Annotated in this window: 22 protein-coding genes; all 22 read right to left on the reverse strand. The window is 43.1% G+C overall.

Annotated features, from left to right (window positions below):
- Position 1: 1 nt before the first annotated feature.
- A complete protein-coding gene (locus tag K429_RS0116610) occupies positions 2-553 on the reverse strand; it encodes a hypothetical protein (RefSeq protein WP_026367638.1) in 552 nt (183 codons plus the stop codon).
- Complete coding sequence (locus K429_RS0116615; protein WP_026367639.1) at positions 528-1,160, reverse strand: outer membrane lipoprotein carrier protein LolA; 633 nt, start codon at positions 1,158-1,160, stop codon at positions 528-530. Before K429_RS0116615 ends, K429_RS0116610 begins: the two co-directional genes overlap by 26 nt.
- Before the next feature lie 7 nt (positions 1,161-1,167).
- Positions 1,168-1,836 (reverse strand): polysaccharide deacetylase family protein, encoded by a 669-nt coding sequence (locus tag K429_RS0116620; RefSeq protein WP_026367640.1) that lies wholly within the window; start codon positions 1,834-1,836, stop codon positions 1,168-1,170.
- Complete coding sequence (locus tag K429_RS0116625) at positions 1,833-2,789, reverse strand: beta-ketoacyl synthase chain length factor (RefSeq protein WP_026367641.1); 957 nt, start codon at positions 2,787-2,789, stop codon at positions 1,833-1,835. Before K429_RS0116625 ends, K429_RS0116620 begins: the two co-directional genes overlap by 4 nt.
- Positions 2,789-3,979, reverse strand: coding sequence for a beta-ketoacyl-[acyl-carrier-protein] synthase family protein (locus tag K429_RS0116630; protein WP_026367642.1), 1,191 nt, complete (start codon positions 3,977-3,979; stop codon positions 2,789-2,791). The genes K429_RS0116625 and K429_RS0116630 overlap by 1 nt, the downstream gene beginning before the upstream one ends.
- Positions 3,976-4,236 (reverse strand): phosphopantetheine-binding protein, encoded by a 261-nt coding sequence (locus K429_RS0116635; protein WP_007212326.1) that lies wholly within the window; start codon positions 4,234-4,236, stop codon positions 3,976-3,978. Before K429_RS0116635 ends, K429_RS0116630 begins: the two co-directional genes overlap by 4 nt.
- Position 4,237: 1 nt before the next feature.
- On the reverse strand, positions 4,238-5,962 hold the full coding sequence (locus K429_RS0116640; RefSeq protein WP_026367643.1) for a beta-ketoacyl synthase N-terminal-like domain-containing protein: 1,725 nt from the start codon (positions 5,960-5,962) through the stop codon (positions 4,238-4,240).
- On the reverse strand, positions 5,947-6,390 hold the full coding sequence (locus tag K429_RS0116645; RefSeq protein WP_007215125.1) for a thioesterase family protein: 444 nt from the start codon (positions 6,388-6,390) through the stop codon (positions 5,947-5,949). Before K429_RS0116645 ends, K429_RS0116640 begins: the two co-directional genes overlap by 16 nt.
- Entirely contained in the window at positions 6,387-6,821 is a 435-nt protein-coding gene (locus K429_RS0116650) for a hydroxymyristoyl-ACP dehydratase (protein WP_007212329.1), read from the reverse strand. The genes K429_RS0116645 and K429_RS0116650 overlap by 4 nt, the downstream gene beginning before the upstream one ends.
- Positions 6,818-7,903 (reverse strand): class I SAM-dependent methyltransferase, encoded by a 1,086-nt coding sequence (locus tag K429_RS0116655; protein ID WP_026367644.1) that lies wholly within the window; start codon positions 7,901-7,903, stop codon positions 6,818-6,820. Before K429_RS0116655 ends, K429_RS0116650 begins: the two co-directional genes overlap by 4 nt.
- 15 nt (positions 7,904-7,918) lie before the next feature.
- Complete coding sequence (locus K429_RS0116660; protein WP_007212331.1) at positions 7,919-8,803, reverse strand: acyltransferase; 885 nt, start codon at positions 8,801-8,803, stop codon at positions 7,919-7,921.
- A 5-nt stretch (positions 8,804-8,808) separates the two neighbouring features.
- A complete protein-coding gene (locus tag K429_RS0116665; protein WP_007212332.1) occupies positions 8,809-9,066 on the reverse strand; it encodes an acyl carrier protein in 258 nt (85 codons plus the stop codon).
- A gap of 7 nt (positions 9,067-9,073) precedes the next feature.
- Complete coding sequence (locus tag K429_RS0116670; RefSeq protein ID WP_026367646.1) at positions 9,074-10,294, reverse strand: beta-ketoacyl synthase; 1,221 nt, start codon at positions 10,292-10,294, stop codon at positions 9,074-9,076.
- Positions 10,291-11,019, reverse strand: a complete 729-nt coding sequence (gene fabG, locus K429_RS0116675) for a 3-oxoacyl-ACP reductase FabG (RefSeq protein ID WP_026367647.1) — start codon at positions 11,017-11,019, stop codon at positions 10,291-10,293. The genes K429_RS0116670 and fabG overlap by 4 nt, the downstream gene beginning before the upstream one ends.
- Complete coding sequence (hutH, locus tag K429_RS0116680) at positions 11,020-12,549, reverse strand: histidine ammonia-lyase (RefSeq protein WP_026367648.1); 1,530 nt, start codon at positions 12,547-12,549, stop codon at positions 11,020-11,022.
- Between the two features lie 123 nt (positions 12,550-12,672).
- Complete coding sequence (locus K429_RS0116685) at positions 12,673-13,065, reverse strand: polymer-forming cytoskeletal protein (RefSeq protein WP_007212336.1); 393 nt, start codon at positions 13,063-13,065, stop codon at positions 12,673-12,675.
- A 44-nt stretch (positions 13,066-13,109) separates the two neighbouring features.
- Positions 13,110-13,691: a hypothetical protein gene (locus K429_RS0116690; RefSeq protein WP_007212337.1), complete on the reverse strand. Its 582-nt coding sequence runs from the start codon at positions 13,689-13,691 to the stop codon at positions 13,110-13,112.
- Positions 13,692-13,696: 5 nt separating this feature from the next.
- Positions 13,697-15,955 carry a bifunctional (p)ppGpp synthetase/guanosine-3',5'-bis(diphosphate) 3'-pyrophosphohydrolase gene (locus K429_RS0116695; protein WP_026367649.1) on the reverse strand — a complete coding sequence of 753 codons (2,259 nt, stop codon included), beginning with the start codon at positions 15,953-15,955 and terminating at the stop codon, positions 13,697-13,699.
- A 69-nt stretch (positions 15,956-16,024) separates the two neighbouring features.
- The gene (locus K429_RS0116700; protein ID WP_007212339.1) at positions 16,025-17,332 is read right to left on the reverse strand and encodes a lytic transglycosylase domain-containing protein; all 1,308 of its coding nucleotides are present in this window, start codon (positions 17,330-17,332) and stop codon (positions 16,025-16,027) included.
- Positions 17,333-17,366: 34 nt separating this feature from the next.
- Positions 17,367-18,212 carry a DUF5683 domain-containing protein gene (locus K429_RS0116705; RefSeq protein ID WP_026367650.1) on the reverse strand — a complete coding sequence of 282 codons (846 nt, stop codon included), beginning with the start codon at positions 18,210-18,212 and terminating at the stop codon, positions 17,367-17,369.
- Entirely contained in the window at positions 18,213-19,100 is an 888-nt protein-coding gene (locus tag K429_RS0116710; protein ID WP_007212341.1) for a ParB/RepB/Spo0J family partition protein, read from the reverse strand.
- 17 nt (positions 19,101-19,117) lie between these two features.
- Positions 19,118-19,882 carry a ParA family protein gene (locus K429_RS0116715; protein WP_007215132.1) on the reverse strand — a complete coding sequence of 255 codons (765 nt, stop codon included), beginning with the start codon at positions 19,880-19,882 and terminating at the stop codon, positions 19,118-19,120.
- Positions 19,883-19,936 lie beyond the last annotated feature (54 nt).

Below are 19,936 nucleotides of genomic sequence, written 5' to 3' on the forward strand. Positions count from 1 at the left end.
ATTAGTTTGGGTTTTCTTTTAATTTGTCCAACTGTATACTTAGTCGCAACCAGGGATGTTTGATTTTTATCTGTTCGGGATGTCCAGAGCTGAACTCCGATAGATAGAATACTGATTTTCCGAATCCCCTGCCTGTGACTCTTTTTTCAAAGGTACTGCTTTTCTTTTTGATGCGGATATTCTTTCCACTTAAAAATAGATTCTTGAAGTCTGTTTCCAGTAATAGCAGCATTTTCTTTTTCTTCATGGGCTCTATGCAACTGTTGACGTGAAATTCATTTTCCCGAAGTGAAAAATCAAAAAGACTGAGTCCAAAGTAAGTAGATGCCAATATTCTTATTTCATTATCCGGCAATTTCCGTACAATTAATAAACCGCTGAAGTGATGTTTCATGAAGTCTAACTGCATATTGTATTTTTGCGAATATTCTTCAGCGCAAATAATAGGTGTCACATAAGATGTGGCATCTCCTGCTATTGTTTTTGAGGAACCACAGGAAGTGAATAGATACAGAATAAAGATCAGATTAGCGAATAGAAAACTTTGTTTCATCTTTCAAAGCATTAAATCTCTTGTTGTAGAATTCATATTCCGTATAATTGGTGGCTGTTTCGGAAAGGCGTAATTTGTAAACCGACATATCTTTCTTATCCAGATATATTTCAATTTCCGAAATGTAGGCTTGTATGGCTTTATTGACCGGCTTAATCTTCACTATATAATAGGAATCATTTTCAAAATATTCCAGTTTGTAATCGGAAGACATTTTTGAGAGATCGCCTATCATGCAAGCTGTGAGCATATCTTGCATTTGATTCATCATCTTATTGGCGGTTAGGCTCATAACGCTCTTTTTACCGTCCGATACAATTTTAAGCCGGGAGTCGTTTATCACTATTAGGTAGTTGACGGGTTGGGCGTATTCCATACGTATTTTGCCACTCTTTTGGTAATAGAACTTTCCTTTGGAGGTTACTTTCTCATCCAGAATATCCAGGTACTTCACTTGTGTAAAGTCACTTTCAATGGACTGCATGGTTTGTGCTTCCTTTGCCAGACGGTTTTCAAAATCCTGGGTATGGATTAACTTCTTCATTGTCTGGGCATGGGTATAGGAAATGCCCAATATGATTGATAATGTTATTAGTATGGCTCTCATAATGCTTTTACAACATGCTGTCCAGACGGACAACTGTATATCCCTGTTCTTTAATTAAGTTAAGTATCTCTTTTAATAACAGGTCACTGTCCGGCATCCGATCGTGTAGAAGGATGATAGAACCGGGGCGTAACCTTTTCTGAATACGCTTCAAAACTTTCTCTTTGGAAGGTTGCAGTGTATCGAGTGTTCTGATATTCCAGCCAACAGGAGTGTATCCCAATATGCGGACAGCTTTTGCTATAGTAGGATTTGTGACTCCAAACGGTGGGCGGAATAACTTGATTTTCTGCGAAGTTACTCGTTCTAATGCAAACTGGCAAGCTTGCAAGTCTTTTTTCATCCGCGACAGGCTGTACAAGGGAAAATGATTGGTATGGGTAAAAGAATGATTACCAATCAGATGTCCTTCGTTGATAATTTGTCGGATCAACTCCTCATTCTCTTCTACTTTGTGACCGATGCAGAAGAAACAAGCCGGTATTTGTTGTTCTTTGAGTACTTGCAATACTTTGGGGGTTTGTACCGAGTCCGGTCCATCATCAAAGGTGATAGCTACAATTTTATCTTCAGTCTGTTTCTTGCAAAATACCTTGAGATAGATGTTAGAACGGATGTTGCAAGATGCGTAGACTAGAAAGATAATCAGTAATGTGATCAGGATTTCCACTATCATTGTTTTTTCCGGATTAAAATAAGTGAATGGTTAATGGAGTGATAGTGATTATATATCAGAACTGTCTGTCCCGGATTTAGATTCTCTTCAAAAGTTTTAGCCACTTTCCATAAAGCAAAGGAAGATGCTGTAGGATATTCACCACATTCATTCTTAAAGGTGGTATATGTTGCTGTGGGAAACAGGCTGTTTTCTAAATCAGTATACAGGGTATCTTCTTTCAGGTTTCCATTCTTACCGGTAACAAACCAATCGATTTGTCCGGCTGTTAATCGGTTACTTTGCAAAAAGCGATGAATCTTTTCAGCTACTTCTTGTGTACTGCTCGCATGAATAAAAGTCGATATACCGGCAAGTTCTGCTAATGTGGATTCGGTGGTTTCTCGTCCCAATAGGAAGAACTGAGCACCTTCGCCTGCTTGTATGCCTCTTAGCAGTCCCAGGCGTTGTTGTATGGCGTGACTGTTAGGGGTAATCTCATCAATAGCTCCTACGAGGACATTTTCATCACCTTCCCAGATTCTCATCATACCGTCCAATAGTGCACTTTCGAAACTCAATCCCCGGTGTACATACGTCATGTTGTAAGCATGTATCTGGCGGAGTAATGCTATTTGAGCTCCGATGGTATTGAAGGTTGACTGGATAAAGGGTGTTGGGTTCAGTAGTTGTTCTTCATTCTCAATGATTGTATTCAGGAACTTCTCTGTATCTGCCAGGCATCCGAGTCCGGTTGCAGTGATGATCGCATGTACTTTTTCGGAAGGTAGGGTACTGATACATTCCAGTCCGCAGGCAACTCCCATTTTGATGATCCGGCTCATACGCCTCCGTAGTGCGGCATTTGTGATAATACTCTTGTAATCCGGTTCATTGGCGGACAAATAAGGGGATTCTCCGGAAGCAGTATCCGCGTGAATAGAAGCAATATGATTGATATAGACAGGTTGCATCATTTCTCTTTTAATGTGGAAAACAGGATCGAAGAATCATTTCCACCGAATCCAAAAGAATTCGATAGTACATTACGAATGGGTAGTCCCTCGCGGAATGAGGTTTCGGGCATCAACATGTTTTCTTCTATAGGTTCTTTGAAGTTCAGATTGGGATAGATGAAACCATGATATACGGAGAGAACAGAATAAACCGCTTCAATTCCTTCCGAAGCCCCTAATGTATGACCGATAAACGCTTTGACAGAACTGAACGGAGGAATTTTATCACCAAAAATCCGTCGGATAGCAAGTCCTTCTGAAAGATCATTACTTGGAGTTCCTGTGCCATGTACATTGATATAATCAATCTCTTCGGGAGGAATTTCACTCTTTGCTATGGCTTCTGTCATAGACCAGAATGGTCCGTTTCCTTCGGGTGAACTGCCGGTCTGATGAAAAGCTTCATTCACATTCGAATATCCGCTTAATAAGCAATAAGGCTCTTTCCGGAGTAGTTTCTCTGATTGAAGCACAATATATCCGGCTCCTTCTCCTAAGTTGAGGCCTGCACGGGATGCGTCAAAAGGACGGCAGTGTTCCTTATCCAAAATCATAAGTGAGTTGAAGCCGTTGAGGGTAAACTTGCACAAGGCGTCCGTACCTCCTACAATGGCAGCGTCCAGTTGGCCATTCCTGATCATGCGGGCTCCTAACATGATAGCATTAGCTGCTGATGAACAGGCTGTACTGATAGTGGTTACAAAGTCATTTACTTTCAGATAATCCGCTATCATTTCAGTACTTGCACCGCAGTCATGAGAGATGACTTCCCGTAATCTTCCTTTTCTATTGTCCTTTTTAAAGGCGTTGTAGAAATGTTCACTCAAATCCATACCACCTACAGAAGTGGAAGATATGAGACCTACACGCAAAGTATTCAAATCTAACCGGGCGTCATCAACTGCTTCCCGGGCAGCTAACATGCCTAATAAGGCTGTCCGGGAAAACGTTTTTTGTATATCTAAAGAGAGTAACCGTTTTAGTTCTTCATTGCTGTATTTTACCTCTGATACGGGTACATCCAGTTCCGTAGGGAAAAGAGTTACTTTCTCCATACCATGCTGATGTTTCCTGAGTGAAGCTATATTTTCTGCAACACCCAGACCAATACCTGAAACAACACCTAAACCGGTTACATATATCTTCATTGTTTCTGATTTTCAGAGATATAGTTAGCTAATGTACGTATTGAGTAGAAAATCTGTTTCCCTTCTGCAGGATTCTTTATTTTGATTCCATAGTTACGCTCTAAAATAAGAATAATCTCAAGTGCGTCAATAGAATCGAGTCCTAAACCACCGTCACCAAACAGAGGTTCATCAGGATTAATCTCTTCGGGTGTGACTTCTTCAAGATTCAGTTCTTCTATTAATTCTCTTTTTAGTTTTTCTATTAATTCTTCCATATCAATGTTGTACTTCTATTAGTTTAAAATCAGCTTTATACTCTTCCATTAAAAGGTTGCACCATCCGGTGATGCAAGCTTTTAAATTACCTTTCTTCATTGCAATTCGTGCATATTCTTCCAATTTGTCCGCATCGAATTCTTTTTCTATGAAGAAAGTATTTTCTCCTTGTATCTTATGACGGATACATATCTCACCTGCTACAACGTTAGGCAGAGTGTATACAAATACCGTCGGACTGGCTGCATGGTCACCTTCCTGATTGATAATCATCTGATGACGAATATCCGTATTCAGTGAGGCGGCAGCATTAACCAGCAATATCCCTATTTCTTCTGGTTGAAAGTTTTTCTCCTTCAACAGATATTCAACAGCAGTATATCCCAGTTTGCAAAGGTCGTCCATTTTGTAGAATTTCATGTTACTTCCACCTGTATTTTTATATGCTTCGCGGATAAACTGCGCAAAGTTTGGGGCAGATGATGAAAAAACGGTCTCTCCATTCATACTTAAACAGCTATTCTCAATGGAAACAGTTGCGGTTGTATGAACTGTCACCGATGATTGCACTCTTGAGGGCTGTTTCTGATACGCGGGAAGTGTCAATACGATAGCAGCATTACAACCTCCGAAACCGGATGCTGTTTTGATACAGTGTTTCATGGGTATTTCCTGATGGTCAGCTTGCACCAGAATAGGCATGCTGACACCGGGCTTTTCATAGCCTAATGTACCGAATAGTACGTTTTCCTTTAGTTCGTGAATACAGATAATAGATTCAATCACTCCCGATGCCCCTAAAGTATGACCGAAATAAGATTTCAAACTATGAACCGGAACGGTTTCCAATCCGGCTAAATGAATAGCTTTCGATTCCATTTCATCGTTATAGACAGTAGCCGTTCCATGTGTATTCATGAAACTAACGTCTTCGGCAAGGACTGCGGCTTCTTCCATGGCCTGCCGTATGGCGAAGTAAAGTCCGTCTCCTGTACGTGACGGACCTGAAATATGATTGGCATCGTTGCTAATGGCTCCTCCGGACAGGATGATATCCGTATCGTTTCCTTCCGAACTCAGCAGGATAGCACCACAAGCCTCTCCTAAATTGAGTCCGTCTCTCCGGGCATCATAAGGGCGGCATCTTTCGGAACTGATGGATCTGAAAGATAGAAATCCGCTGGTAATGAAGTGGGAGAGGATATCACCTCCCGCTACTATGACTTTTTTGTATCTGCCGGATTCGATCCACCGCTTTGCTACAATCAGAGCGGATACTCCTGATATGCAGGCATTAGAAATAACTTCTACCCGGTTGCCGGCCTGAAAATATTCGCTTATTCTTCTTCCCATTTCCCATAGATGAACTCTGATATCAGGGGTGTCGGGATGATTGGCCAACAGGTCAATATTACCTTTAGTAGTGGATAGGATGAGGCCACAATCTTCATCCGCCAGATTCATTTCGGAATGGGACAGAATATCCTGAATGGCAAGTATGAATAGTTGTTCCAGACGTGTGTACGTACCCAAATTCTTTGCTCTTTCCCATTGTTCCGGTTGAATCGTGGCAGCTAATATAGAGGTATCAGATATGATTCCTGCTTCATGCCTGGTGATTCCGCTTCGATATTCCCGGATTGCTTTTATATTCTCCCGGGTATTTGCTCCTAAGGAACTGATCAGAGTATCAGCTGTGATATATACAGTTATAGGATGTTCCATTTCTTTTTCCACTCCTGATAAAAAGCCGGAGTTGCTAACTCCAGCTCCCTGTTAGTATTTAGAAAAACCTGAGTTGTACTTCCGGTGGCAACGATATTATTGTCTGTAGCCCGGTATAGTACATATTCGAATTTAATCTTGGCAGCTTCACAAGAAATGTATCGGGTTTCAATGATAACTTCTTCACCGAAGGATAAGGATTGCTTAAATTGGCAGTTTAATTCAACGATGGGTACCATATATCCTTCACTGTAGATATCCATATATCCTAAGCCATAATGTTTTCCGAAAGACTCCCTTCCATCTTCAAAATAGCGTACATATTCACCATGCCATACGATTTGCATGGAGTCTATTTCACTGAAACGTACCTTTATTGTGGTGCGGTCAATGAGTGCAGGTGTATGCAGATTCGTTTTTTGCCTCATTTCTTATCTAAAAATATTTTCATCCGGCATTCTGCAATCACTCCTTCCGTAGTGCTTACACAAGCAGATACCAAAGTAATGTCGAATACTTCCTGAATAACCGTAATTTCAGTGGATAATTCCTGTCCTGTCTCCGGCAAACGGTGAAGGGTTAATTTATCTACCGAACCGATAAAGCCTAAGGGTACCGGTTCATTTTTCTGTAAATAGATATATCCGATCCGTGCCGCCGCCGATTGGGCTATGTGTTCAATAATACCTGCTTCCTGCAATTTGCCTTCCTGGCAGAAGATATTATCGTCAGTGACTGTGAGACCTGAATAGGAACAATCATCTTCAATGCCACAGAATGAATCTACCATAACGATTGGCGGTCGTTGTGGTATCAGGTTCAGGATTCCTTCACCGGATATGATAGGAGTTCTTTTCATTTCAGCTTACATTTTATAATACTGTGTCCCAATCCCAGGTTATCATATATTTCCTCTATTTCCAACCCTGATTCTTGAATGCACCGTGCCATGTCGTCGGAGTGATACATTTTGCTGTTACCATTTGCCATAGCAGTAAAGTATATACTGATCTGTGTCAGGCAATAGGCAGCAGTTTCGAACTTCTGTCGGTCCCAGAATGTTTCCATAATGTAGAGTCGCCCTTCTGCAGACATGGACTGAGCAGCCCGTGAGAGTATACTGATAACTTCTTTCTCGGAAAAACAATCCAGAAACTGACTCATCCAGATCGCATCAAAACCTTTCGGGAAAGGTACATTTTCATTGAGAAGATTTACACCATGTCCATGAATACGCTCGTGGCCGGCCATTTTTTCCGTCTTTTGCTTCATCATTTCCAGTTGTTGGGGTAAATCCATAATGGTAACTTCTACTTTCTCGTTGTATTGCACACATTTGGTAGCCCATCTACCTGTATTGCCTCCTACATCGAGCAGAGTCCGGGGAGAGTGGCTGAATACGATTTCGAGTGCCTGGTCGAAAGAATTGTCCGAATAAAAATGGTCGAAGCCGAACCAGCTTTTCTGTGCCTGCCCGGGTAAGTCGGATAATCCTTCGTAAATAGTAGGCCAGTTTCCCAGTTCTTTCAAACCTTCGGGGCGGCCATTTAGCAAAGCTTCTTCCAGGTGAAACAGACCTTTGTAATTGACGTCCTGATTAAAATTCATGTTCACTTGTGCCATCTCATCGTTCAACAGGAACCATCCGGCCTTTGCCAGTATATATTGATCGTCTTTTACCAATACAGTACCTATGGTGAGGGAGGCTTCCAGTAGAACTTGTGCTGCATATCTGGATAATTCGGTTTTCTGGCTGATCTGTTCCAGTGACAGACCTTCCCGATTATCGGATAGCAGGCGGAAAATACCGAATTTCAGCATCAAGCGTGAGACCTGAAATACGACGGGGCCAAAAGCGATTTCCTGGGCCAATCGCTGTGCTTGCACAGCGGTGAATCGCTCTTTGGCATATCTCTTTTGTAATGAAGGGAATAGTTTCATTCTGTTGATTTTTGTTTATTCAGACGGCTTCCAGAAAGAATAATAGTTAAACCATTGTTCGGGATATTGGCCGATTATTTTTTCCAGAGCATTCACATATTGTTCCAATAATAATTGTTCTGCTCTTTTCTCTTTCGAACCGGACACTTGCTCAGCAAGTATAAAATGGAAATGATAGGTTTGTTTAGCCTCCCGCATGGCAAAATAAAAGACTACCGGAACTTTCATCCGCGATGCCAATAGGAAAGGACCGATTGGAAAATGTGCTTCGTGTCCCATGAACTTGCAAGTCAGCAGTTTATCTGCATTCAGATAGCGGTCCCCTTGAAAACAGACATATTCCTTATGATCCAGTGCCTCTGTAATTTTAAATATATGTGCCAGATTATCTTCGTTGACCGGTATAATCTTGTAAGGTTGCTGCTGCCCGTTCTTTTTCAGTATTTCTTTAATCTTTTGATGTTCGGCATCGTACATCACCACATTCATTTTCTTGCTGTAGTCATTGAAAAAAGGAGTTCCGATTTCCCAATTGCCAACATGTGCACCGATCATGATTACTCCCTGATCTCCATCCAATACATTTAGAAACTCCTGATAGTGGTTGAACTTGAAATGATACTTGTCGATCATTCCATTTCCAATGGCTACTTTGTCTATAAGTATCTGTCCCAAACGATAATAGTTGTTCAGCAATAGTCCCACCGACTGTATGCGGTTCCGTTTTAAAATACGACGGGCATATTGCCAGATACTCTTTGTTGCTTTCGGAGCGAACGGAATAAAATAAAGAACAATCAGAGACAGAAAACCATAAGCGGCTTTTACACCACAATACCTGATCAGATAAATAAAAAACAGGTATCCGGATACACCGCCACGGGTTTTACCTTTCCACATCTTGTTTATTCGTTTTTGTTTTCGGCCATACGTGTGATGACGAGATTATAGAAGTCCTGGAACGTTTTGATTCCGACAAAATCTTGTCCGGTTACATTAAAACCGAAGTTCTTTTCAATCAACACTACCATATCTACCAAGTCCAGACTGTCTAACTCAAGGGTTTGCATGAGCGGAGCATCAGGCTGGATAAGATCGATATCTACTTCAAATTCCTCGGATAAGGTTTCTCTTATCTTTTCAATGATTTCTTCGTGGGTCATACTTATATTACTTTACTTTTTTAATAATTAATGTAGAATTGGTTCCTCCGAATCCGAATGAGTTTGAGAGGAATGTATCAAATTCCATATTTACTCGTTGGGCAGGGATATTAAGTTGGGCAGATGCTTCATCCGGCTCTTCGAAATTCAGATTGGGAGCAATGAAGTTATTTTGCATCATTAGAGTAGAATAGATTACTTCACTGGCACCTGCCATCCACATTTCGTGACCGGTCATAGACTTGGTGGACGTCACGTATGGGCGATGTCCTTCAAATACCTCTGCTATGGCTTTTGCTTCATTCAAATCACCTATTGGTGTAGAAGTGGCGTGCGCATTGATGTATTTAATTTCATCCAATGCGATTCCGGCATTCCGGATGGCCATTTCCAATGAACGTTTTGGCCCGTCTATATTAGGAACAGATATGTGATCTCCGTTGGATGAAAAACCGTAGCCGATAATTTCTGCCAGTATGGGGGCTCCTCGCTTAACAGCCGATTCATAACTTTCCAGTACCAGGCTGGCGCCTCCTCCGCTGGGTACAAGCCCGTCCCTGCTTTTATCAAAAGGTCTGGATGCTTTCTGGGGTTCAGTTTCCCGATTGGAAAATGCACTTAACCCGTCGAAACTACCGACTGAGAATGGATTTACTTCCTGTGCGCCACCACAAAGAATGCAGTCCTGCAATCCCGATTTGATAAGCAGATATCCCATGCCAATGGCGTGGGAACCGCTTGCACAAGCACCGGAGATTGTGAAGTTTACTCCTCTGAGTTTAAAGATGACTGACAGATTCATCGACACAGTTGAATTCATCGACTGGAAGATAGAACCGGAACCTACCAGAACGGTATTCTTCTTTTCCCGGATAATATCCACAGCATTAATAATCGGTGCAGTGCTACTATCATTTCCATAGAGCACCCCTACTTCGTTCGTTTCCAGGAATGCTTCATCGATACCTGCATTTTTGAAGGCTTCCACACTTGCCAGATAGGCATATTCTCCTTGTTCAGGCAGGCAGAGACGTTTTCGTCTGTCCAGCATCTTTTTGAGATCAGGACGCTCCAATAAGCCGGTCAGTGCGGACAGATATCCCATCTCTTTCCGTTGAGGATCGATGCCGATGCCTGATTTACCGTTATATAATGAGTCTGTTACTTCGCTCAGATTCTTGCCGATGCATGAGTAAATCCCCATTCCTGTAATGACAACTCTTCTCATGTATGCAGTCCTCCATTGATTGAAATAACCTCACCTGTAATATAAGAGGCATTGGGAGAGACTAAAAAACTTACGAGATTAGCTACTTCTTCCGGTTCGCCGAAGCGTCCGGCTGGGATCTGTTTTTTCCATTCGTTCTCGTTGATATCTTCGGTCATTTCCGTGCGGATGAATCCGGGCGCCACCGCATTGACGGTCACGTGCTTCTTTGCCACTTCCTGAGCTAATGCCTTGGTAGCAGCAATGACACCTCCTTTGGCGGCAGAATAATTGGTCTGCCCGGGCATGCCCTTGATCCCCGATAATGAGACGATGTTGACAATACGTCCGAAGCGTTTGACAAGCATGTTCTTAAGCAATGCCTGGGTGACATAAAAGAAGCCGTTCAGACTGGTGTTCAGTACCCCACTCCATTCTGCTTCGGTCATCCAAAGCATCAGATTATCTTTGCGGATGCCTGCATTATTTATCAGCACCTCGATATATTCATCCGGATGTTGTTCGCTCCAGTTATTTAAAGCTTCGGATACTGCCTTTGGATCAGTAACATCGAACTTCAATAGTTCTCCGTTGCCTCCTTTTTCACGAACTAATTGCAGTGTGTTTGCCGCTTCCTTATCGTTGCTTTGATAATTTATCAGCACGGTATATCCCATTGCTGCCAACTTGATGCTGACAGAACGTCCTATGCCCCGGCTTCCGCCTGTTATTAATGCGTATTTCATTTATAAATTGAATTTCTTATTTTTCAAGTATTCACTCATAGCCTCTATTTCCTTGTACTTGGGAGTATCCTGGGTAAATACAGGGAAAAATGCCCGGATCTCATTGTATACACAACGCGATTCCGTACTGAGCTTTTCCTGTATCTTTAAGTAATCTACAGCCTGTACGATACCCATAAACAGGATGCTCATAACCTGGAAAGAATTCTCTATGACTGTTTTGGCTATTAATGCAGAATTAGTTCCCATGCTTACAATATCCTGATTATCATTGTTGTTTGGGATACTGTGTATATACATGGGATTAGATAACGTCTGACACTCGGCTGTTGTGGAAGTAGCTGTAAATTGTGAGGCTTGTAACCCATAATTCAATCCTAATACTCCCAGATTGACAAATGGAGGAAGTATTCCGTTGATGCGATCATGGAACAGATAGTTCAATTGGCGTTCACTTAGCATTGTCAGTTTCGTTATGGCTATTTTCAGTTTATCCATCTCAAAAGAGACGTAATCACCATGAAAGTTTCCGCCATGATATACATTTTGAGTTTCCGGATCAACAATCGGATTGTCGCAAGCTGAGTTGATTTCGTTTATCAATACTTCTTCTGTATTTATGAGGGTGTCATAAACCGGTCCCAATATTTGTGGAGTACATCTTAACGAGTAATAAGGCTGTACTTTATGTTCAAAAATCTTTTCTTCATGTTTCTGTCCGTACAGTTCATTCTCTCTCTTGAGAGTACATTTACTGTCGGACATCCAAACTCTCATCATTTCAGCTATCTTTTGCTGCCCTTTATGAAGTTTGGCATCATTTAGCGGCTGAGAAACAAAATCATCATACGATGCGGCAATTTCATTCATCATTACCGAGGCGCATACGGACCAGTTGAGCAATTGGCGGGCATAAATCAAGTTAACAATGCCAATGCCTGTCATAACAGAAGTGCCGTTTGTTACTGAAAGCCCTTCACGGATATGTATGGAGAAAGGTTTGAGATGATTCTTCTCAAGTACTTGGGCAGTGGGTTGTAGCTGCCCTTGATAGAACACTTCTCCTTCACCGATCAGCGTCAACGCTATATGCGCCAATTGCACTAAATCGCCACTGGCACCTACACTGCCATGCTCCGGTATATACGGAAAAATATCCAGGTTAATGAACTTGACGAGTAGTTCGACCAGCTCTGTATGTATACCTGATTTCCCTTGAAGAAAGGTGAATAATCTGGCAATCATTGCTGCTTTTACATAAAGAGGAGGCAATGGTTTTCCCGCTCCGGTAGAGTGGCTCCTGATGATGTTGTATTGTAATTCCGTTAATGATTTATCTTCAATCCTATATTGAGCCATAGGACCGAACCCTGTGTTAATTCCGTAAATAATTTTATCACTGGAGAATTCCTTCAAGAAACGAAAACTCTTATCTACTTCTTGAATACATTCATCGGAAATAATTACTTTTTCATCATCAAACAGTAGCTTCTGGAGCGTTCCCAAATTTATATATTTGCCGACTATCATAGTATACTTCATTGATATAGACTGCAAAAATAGCTATTTTATATCAATAATAGATGTCTATGCAAAATAAAACTTTTTTCTGCAAGGTGGTTTTTGACGGACCTGAATATATTGTAAATAATGTTATTCAGTAACAGCTTCCAACAATTTTATCTCATGACTGGTATCATTCGTATTACAGCTTCCATTGAATTTAGCCTGTGATTCTATTTCCAATTTGGTGGTATAGATATTGCCCTGCATCACACAGTTGGCTTTCAGGGTGAGTTCTTCCTTCACGTATGCATCACCGATGATAGTTCCGTGAAGGCAAGCGTGTGTACAAGACAGGTTGCCGTGTATTTTTCCTTCCGGACCGATGACTATTTTTCCGGTACACCGGATATTTCCTTCTACAGTTCCGTCGATACGCATATCTCCATCGATGGAACAATCACCTTTAATTAAACTTTGACTGGAAAGCGTGGTTAATTTATTGCTTACCTTGTCATCTATTCCTTTTTTTGAGTTAAACATGTTAGTATGCTTTTATGGTTTCATATATTCGGAAATATTGTTTCTCACTCCTTCAGTGGGATAGTAATACTTTTGACGTAAGAGTCCGTTGGAATAATCTGCACAACCGAGCCTGTTAATAAGAATAAGGTATTTCCTACTTTTCCGATCGGCTTGCCGGATATATCCTCATTATCGTTATAGCGCACTGTTATGTCATCCTGCATTTTTACGGCTCGATATGTGTATATCCCATAAAAGAAAGAAAATAGAAAAATGTAAATGATGACAAGTGCTAAGTAAGTGATCCTCATTACCGGTTTATACCAGCTCTTCTCTGACATACCGAAGGAACTTTTTTTGTAAGAAACAGGAAAACGTTTTATCCAGATGCGGTCTGTGATAAAAGCGATAATCGGGATGATCGGTGATAATATCATAAACCAGATGATAGTCGGGTCTTCAAAAGGAGAGATCAGAAAGTCAAAAACTGAGGCGTATTGAAAGATATTGATACCGAAATGCTTGAACTTAAAGTAGTTGAATAACATTCCGATACACACCATGACGAGATAGCACAACGGCAGAATGCGCGGAAGTTCTGTGACTACCTGCTCGTATCTGCTTTTTACCGTCCTCTCTGCCATATTTCTTATCCTTCTACGCGGGTTACTTGTTTTATGTTTTGTATCTGTTTCAGATTATTGCAGATGGTTTTTACATCATCCACATCATGCACGTACAATTGGATGTTTCCTTCAAAAATACCGTCTGTTGTTTCGATGGACAACTTACGGATATTTACATTCAGCTGACGTGAAATAACCTGCGTTACTTCGTTCAGCAATCCCATGGCATCTATACCTTTTATATATATATTCACCAGGAAGGAGAGTTCCTTATGGGTATCCCACTCTGTAGCCAGAATACGGTTTCCGTAACTGCTCTTCAAACGTGCGGCAACGGGACACTGGCGTTTGTGGATAATGATACGGTCGTTTTCGTCCATATATCCCAGTACATCGTCACCCGGAATGGGGTGGCAACATTCTGCCATGATATAATTCTTCTGGATATTCTCTTCCGTCAGTTTCAGGATTTGCTTCGTATTGATTTTCTCCTTTTCTTGCAGTGGTTTTTCTTCAATCGGTTCTTTGTTGTCCTTGTTACCGCCGAACGAGAAGGTGAGAAACTTCTTCCAGTTGGTTCCTTGTTTCTCTTTCAGGGCATTTTTATCCAGGTCGCCCAATACGATCTTTTTATTGCCGATGGCTATCAGAAACTCGTCCCGGTTTTTCATATTATGGGCTTTCACCAACTTGTCTATCAACAAGTCGTCCAATCGCAGTTCTTCTTTTTTGAAGAATTCGTTCAGAAGTGTTTCGCCTTCTTTCTGGCTGTTCCTTTGCTCTTTGCGCAGGATGGCGGCTATCTTGGCACGGGCACGGGCAGTAGTGGCAAATACTTCCCATTCCGGTTGTACGCGTTGTGATTTGGAAGTCAGAACTTCCACCTGGTCACCACTTTGAAGTTTGTGGCTCAGAGGGACAAGCTTATGGTTTACTTTTGCGCCGATACAGTGGCTACCGATGTCAGTGTGCAGGGAGAATGCAAAATCCAGTGCCGTAGAGTTCTGCGGCATAGTCTTAATTTCGCCTTTGGGGGTAAACACAAATATTTCCGATGCAAACAAGTTCAGCTTGATGGTATCGAGGAAGTCAATGGCATCCGGTTGCGGGTCATCAAGTATTTCTTTGATGGTGCGCAGCCATTTATCCAATTCGCCTTCATCTTCGCTGCCTCCGCCATCTTTATATTTCCAGTGGGCGGCGAAACCTTGTTCGGCTACGTCATTCATCCGTTCACTGCGGATTTGTACTTCAATCCATTGCCCGTTGTTTCCCATAAGGGTGACGTGCAAGGCTTGGTAACCATTGGCTTTGGGATGACTCACCCAGTCGCGCAGACGGTCGGGGTGGGGTTTGTATATTTTAGAGATGGAGACATAGATATCAAAACAATCGTTCAGTTCTTCGTCCGCATTTCGTGGTTCAAAGATAATACGTACGGCAAGTAAGTCATAGATTTCTTCGAACGGTACATGCTTGGTCTGCATCTTGTTCCAGATGGAATAGATGGATTTAACACGCGCGAGAATACGGAATTTCAGCCCCATTTTGTCCAGCTGGGCACGTATCGGAGTAGTGAAATCATTGAATACTTTATCACGTTCGGTTGCTGTGGCTGCCAGCTTTTCTTCGATTTCCTGATACTCTTCGGGATGTTCGTACTTGAAACTCAGATTCTCCAGTTCTGTCTTTATCTTGTACAGTCCCAGGCGATTGGCGAGGGGAGCATAGATATACAATGTCTCGCCTGCAATTTTGAATTGCTTGTTGGGAAGCATCGAACCTAACGTGCGCATATTGTGCAGCCGGTCGGCTATCTTGATCAGAATTACGCGTATATCATCGGACATCGTCAGCAGCAACTTCTTGAAGTTCTCTGCCTGTGCCGAAGCGCGGTCACCGAAAATACCACCGGATATTTTGGTCAGCCCGTCTACAATCTGGGCGATTTTCGGGCCGAATATGTTTTCTATGTCTTCTACGGTATAATCCGTATCTTCTACCACATCGTGCAGCAAGGCGGCACAAATGGATGTAGAACCAAGACCTATTTCGTTGCATACAATTTGTGCCACAGCGAGGGGGTGCATAATGTAAGGTTCGCCCGAACGGCGTTTGATGCCCTTATGCGCCTGATTGGCAAAGTTGAATGCCTTTGTTATGATCTCAATACGCTTGCGGTGTTTGGTTGCCAAGTAGTCGTTTAACAGTTGCTGGAAAGCCTGTTCAATCATTTCTTCTTCGACTTTTTCTTTATCTTTCTGGCCCACATTCTCTTCCATATCCTGTTCTCCTTTCTTCAGTTGCTGCAAAAATAAGCAATTTTCAACATCACACAAGTATTTGTGCCTTTATTTATATATCTTCAATTGCTTTCCGGCAGAAATGTTGGTATTGCGCAATCCATTCCAACTCTGAAGTTGCTTGACGGTGACGCCATAACGACCTGCAATACCACCCAGTGTTTCGCCACTCCGTATCTTGTGGTAAGTCAGCTTCCCGTTGCCGGTTGTAGCGCGTCTTGCTGTAGAGCGGGTTTCGGGGATGGCTACAGTACGGCGGTTTTTGAATAATTCATTAGAACGGTGGGCGTAGATGGTGTCCTGGCTGTCGATAAATGTACTGATGTAATTCATTGGCAGGCGGAGGGTTTGCGCCTTGCTTTCACCGGGAATTATATTCTTTTTATATTGGGGATTAAGACTTTTGATCTCTTCCATACTCACGCTACAGATATCGGCAAGCTGTTCGAAATGTAAGTTTTTTGTTACCTGTACTGTATCTGTTGCATCGGGAATGTTGGTTTCCATGGGGCAGATGTTGTGCTTGCAGTAGTAGGTCATCACATAGTTGGCGGCGATAAACGCGGGTACATATCCACGGGTTTCTTTCGGCAGGAAGTTATAGATTTCCCAATAATCCGTTTTCCCTCCGGCACGGCGGATGGCCTTGTTGATGGTGCCCGGGCCGCAGTTGTAAGCGGCAATCACCAGATTCCAGTCTTGGTAAATGGCATACAGATCCTTCAGATAGCGGGCGGCAGCCCAGGTGGCCTTGATTGGATCGCAGCGTTCGTCAACGAGACTGTTGCTTTCCAGGCCATACATTTTTCCGGTAGCCAGCATGAACTGCCACAGTCCGCAAGCGCCTGCGCGTGAACGGGCGGAAGGGTTGAGAGCGGATTCGATAATGGGCAAGTATCTGAGTTCGAGCGGCAGTCCGTAGGTGTCGAGCGCTTCCTCAAAGATAGGCATGTAGAAATTGCAGGCGCTCAGCATGAACGATACGTTATTGCGTAAGCGTCCTGTGTACATATCTATGAATTTGCGTACAATTTCATTGTATGGCATTTCCATCACAGCAGGAATACGGCTGAGACGGTCGATGTAGACGGAGTCACTGAAAAACGGATTCTCAGTGGAAGTACTGCAATCTTTGCCTAAATCAATATAATTCTTTGCTTTCCAGTCGTTGAGCAGGCTGTCCAGCGGATAGGTCATACTTGGAGGAAGTTCGATGCTTTCCTTTCTTTCCGTTCCGTTGTCGCGGATGAGTACATCCACGCTTTCTTGCGCTTGCACCTGGAAGGTGAAGAGTGACAGACAAAACAGGAACGGAGTGGCGATAAGCTTCTTCATATTTACAGATTTATTCTTCATGTGTGATTATTCTTTGGTATGGCTTTATTCTCATTTAAAAACGGAAACTGCATTGCAGTCCGACGGATTTATTGGAGGTACCGCTGCTATATGGGTTGTTGATAACAGCCGGTTCTATTCTCATACTAAGGTCGGGCGTTATGTCGAAATTAGATAATTCCGCATCTACATACGCATCGATGACTGATATCAGATAAACACCGATAAAAGCGAAGATACTCAGGTCGCGATATCGGCGGTATGTATCCTTTCGTTTTCGGAGCGTTTCTACTATTTGTGTCTGGGAAACCCTGTCGATGTATCCCGGGGGGAGCAGATCAGTGATACTGCTGGCATCCCAGTTGCCTTTGGAGGCGTCCTTGTACGCTTGCATGTAGTCTTTGTACATTTTCCCATTCCAAGTCAGTGCATATGCACATCCGGCAAAGCCACCATATATAATAGGTAGTTTCCAGTATTTCCGGTTGTATATTTGTCCACCACCCGGAATTACCAGGGCGAGCCATGTCGCTTTGGTCGGATTGGGAATAAAAACTTTTTTATTGAGTTCCTTATTCAGACTGTCCGCAGGCGTATCGGGCACTTGCGGGGTGGGGGCGGAGGTCATCTCCAACAAACGCTTTTTGTTTTCGGCAGCAATACTGTCGGCTACTGCGAGGCTATCAGCGGTTGAAACCCGTTGCAGAATAGGATCGCTTAGTGCATCCAGACTATCCGGTACAATTTGCGGTATCTTCCGCAATGTGTCCGCAAGCTCTTTTTGCTGTCGTTTGGCAGCGGCACGCGGACGGTCCTGCCCATACATAGCAATCCCTGCCGTCTGCACGAGGCAAAGCAGCAGGGCGATACACCATTGATATGTTTTAGTTCCTTTCGTCATTTATTTTTTTAGAGTATCGAGTATGCCGATAATACGTTCTAAATCCTCTTCGTTATTGAACGGGATACTGATTTTACCTTTTCCTTTCTCCGAACAGGTCAGCTGCACTTTGGTACTGAAGAAACCGGATAGCTGTTGTTTCAGCATATTAAATTCTTCGGGCAACTTGGCTCGTTTGGGAGCTATTTTGCGTCCGCCGCTTTTCACGGTTTCGCCTTCGCTCAGAGATTTTACTAATTCTTCCACCTTGCGTACGGAGTATCCGTGCTCGATGATTTCTTCGAATATCTTCACTTGCAGCTTCGGATCAGCCAGAGTGACGAGTGCACGGGCATGCCCCATGTCAATCTGCTTGTTTTGTATGGCCATCTGAATAGGTGCAGGCAGCTTCAACAGGCGCAGGTAGTTCGCGATGGTAGTTCGCTTTTTACCTACACGTTCGCTGAGACGTTCCTGTGTCAGGCCGTATTGTTCCAACAGGTGCTGGTAGGCAAGAGCGATTTCCACAGAATTCAGGTCTTCGCGCTGTATGTTCTCGATAAGCGCCATTTCCATGACGTTTTCGTCGTCGGCGGTGCGGATATAGGCGGGGATGCTTGTCAGTCCGGCAAGTTGCGAGGCGCGGAAGCGGCGTTCTCCGGCAATGATCTGATATTCATCGTCCGAGAGTTTACGCAAGGTGATGGGCTGAATGATACCTATTTCAGAGATTGAGTCGGCAAGTTCCTGAAGCGCCGTTTCGTCAAATTCATGACGTGGCTGATTCGGGTTGACGACAATCTTCGACAACTCTATTTCGTTGATGGAAGAAGAGCCTTCGGTCTGCACTTCGTCCATTGAAAGCAGAGCGTCGAGCCCGCGTCCTAATGCATTTCTTTTTTGTGCCATGGTTCTTCGTTTTTAAGTTAATTGTTGCGACTAATCAGTTCTTTGGCAAGTGCCATATGGTTTTTGGCTCCTGTGGAGTCTGCGTCATACAAGATGGTAGGCAGACCATAACTGGGGGCCTCGCTCAGTTTGACGTTGCGTTGCACCACGGTTTCGAACACCAGTTCCTGGAAGTGGCGTTTCACTTCATCGTAAATCTGGTTGGCCTGGCGCAGGCGTGAGTCGTACATGGTCAGCAGGAAACCTTCGATTTCGAGTGCCGGGTTCAGTTTCGACTTGATGATTTTGATTGTATTCAGCAATTTACTGATGCCTTCCAATGCAAAGTATTCCGCTTGTACGGGGATAATCACAGAGTCGGCTGCGGTCAGTGCGTTGATGGTAATCAGTCCCAGTGAGGGCGAGCAGTCTATCAAGATATAATCAAACTCTTCCTTCAGCGGGGCAAGTACTTCTTTCAATATCTTTTCCCTGTTTTTCAGATTGAGCATCTCTATCTCGGCGCCCACCAAGTTTATGTGTGAGGATATCACTTTCAGTGTATCAATCTCGGTGTCATGAATCGCTTCGCGGACATCAGCCCGGTCGATAATGCATTCGTAAATAGTGCATTCCGACTGCTTGATGTCGACACCCAAACCGGAAGAGGCGTTTGCCTGCGGGTCTGCGTCCACAACGAGCACTTTCTTTTCCAGGGTGGCGAGTGAGGCTGCGAGGTTAATCGTAGTCGTTGTTTTTCCTACACCACCTTTTTGATTTGCCAAAGCAATAATTTTTCCCATAATCTTAGTGTTTATTGGCAGCGAAATAAGTGATAATTCCGTATTGCGCCTACT

The sequence above is a fragment of the Bacteroides sp. 14(A) genome (genome assembly GCF_000526555.1).
Taxonomy (GTDB): Bacteria; Bacteroidota; Bacteroidia; order Bacteroidales; family Bacteroidaceae; genus Bacteroides; species Bacteroides cellulosilyticus.

Excerpts from the sequence above, each read along its gene's own strand:
- K429_RS0116610 (WP_026367638.1), bottom strand. The coding sequence starts at position 553 with ATGAAACAAAGTTTTCTATTCGCTAATCTGATCTTTATTCTGTATCTA.
- K429_RS0116615 (WP_026367639.1), bottom strand. The coding sequence starts at position 1,160 with ATGAGAGCCATACTAATAACATTATCAATCATATTGGGCATTTCCTAT.
- K429_RS0116620 (WP_026367640.1), bottom strand. The coding sequence starts at position 1,836 with ATGATAGTGGAAATCCTGATCACATTACTGATTATCTTTCTAGTCTAC.
- K429_RS0116625 (WP_026367641.1), bottom strand. The coding sequence starts at position 2,789 with ATGCAACCTGTCTATATCAATCATATTGCTTCTATTCACGCGGATACT.
- K429_RS0116630 (WP_026367642.1), bottom strand. The coding sequence starts at position 3,979 with ATGAAGATATATGTAACCGGTTTAGGTGTTGTTTCAGGTATTGGTCTG.
- K429_RS0116635 (WP_007212326.1), bottom strand. The coding sequence starts at position 4,236 with ATGGAAGAATTAATAGAAAAACTAAAAAGAGAATTAATAGAAGAACTG.
- K429_RS0116640 (WP_026367643.1), bottom strand. The coding sequence starts at position 5,962 with ATGGAACATCCTATAACTGTATATATCACAGCTGATACTCTGATCAGT.
- K429_RS0116645 (WP_007215125.1), bottom strand. The coding sequence starts at position 6,390 with ATGAGGCAAAAAACGAATCTGCATACACCTGCACTCATTGACCGCACC.
- K429_RS0116650 (WP_007212329.1), bottom strand. The coding sequence starts at position 6,821 with ATGAAAAGAACTCCTATCATATCCGGTGAAGGAATCCTGAACCTGATA.
- K429_RS0116655 (WP_026367644.1), bottom strand. The coding sequence starts at position 7,903 with ATGAAACTATTCCCTTCATTACAAAAGAGATATGCCAAAGAGCGATTC.
- K429_RS0116660 (WP_007212331.1), bottom strand. The coding sequence starts at position 8,803 with ATGTGGAAAGGTAAAACCCGTGGCGGTGTATCCGGATACCTGTTTTTT.
- K429_RS0116665 (WP_007212332.1), bottom strand. The coding sequence starts at position 9,066 with ATGACCCACGAAGAAATCATTGAAAAGATAAGAGAAACCTTATCCGAG.
- K429_RS0116670 (WP_026367646.1), bottom strand. The coding sequence starts at position 10,294 with ATGAGAAGAGTTGTCATTACAGGAATGGGGATTTACTCATGCATCGGC.
- fabG (WP_026367647.1), bottom strand. The coding sequence starts at position 11,019 with ATGAAATACGCATTAATAACAGGCGGAAGCCGGGGCATAGGACGTTCT.
- hutH (WP_026367648.1), bottom strand. The coding sequence starts at position 12,549 with ATGATAGTCGGCAAATATATAAATTTGGGAACGCTCCAGAAGCTACTG.
- K429_RS0116685 (WP_007212336.1), bottom strand. The coding sequence starts at position 13,065 with ATGTTTAACTCAAAAAAAGGAATAGATGACAAGGTAAGCAATAAATTA.
- K429_RS0116690 (WP_007212337.1), bottom strand. The coding sequence starts at position 13,691 with ATGGCAGAGAGGACGGTAAAAAGCAGATACGAGCAGGTAGTCACAGAA.
- K429_RS0116695 (WP_026367649.1), bottom strand. The coding sequence starts at position 15,955 with ATGGAAGAGAATGTGGGCCAGAAAGATAAAGAAAAAGTCGAAGAAGAA.
- K429_RS0116700 (WP_007212339.1), bottom strand. The coding sequence starts at position 17,332 with ATGAAGAATAAATCTGTAAATATGAAGAAGCTTATCGCCACTCCGTTC.
- K429_RS0116705 (WP_026367650.1), bottom strand. The coding sequence starts at position 18,212 with ATGACGAAAGGAACTAAAACATATCAATGGTGTATCGCCCTGCTGCTT.
- K429_RS0116710 (WP_007212341.1), bottom strand. The coding sequence starts at position 19,100 with ATGGCACAAAAAAGAAATGCATTAGGACGCGGGCTCGACGCTCTGCTT.
- K429_RS0116715 (WP_007215132.1), bottom strand. The coding sequence starts at position 19,882 with ATGGGAAAAATTATTGCTTTGGCAAATCAAAAAGGTGGTGTAGGAAAA.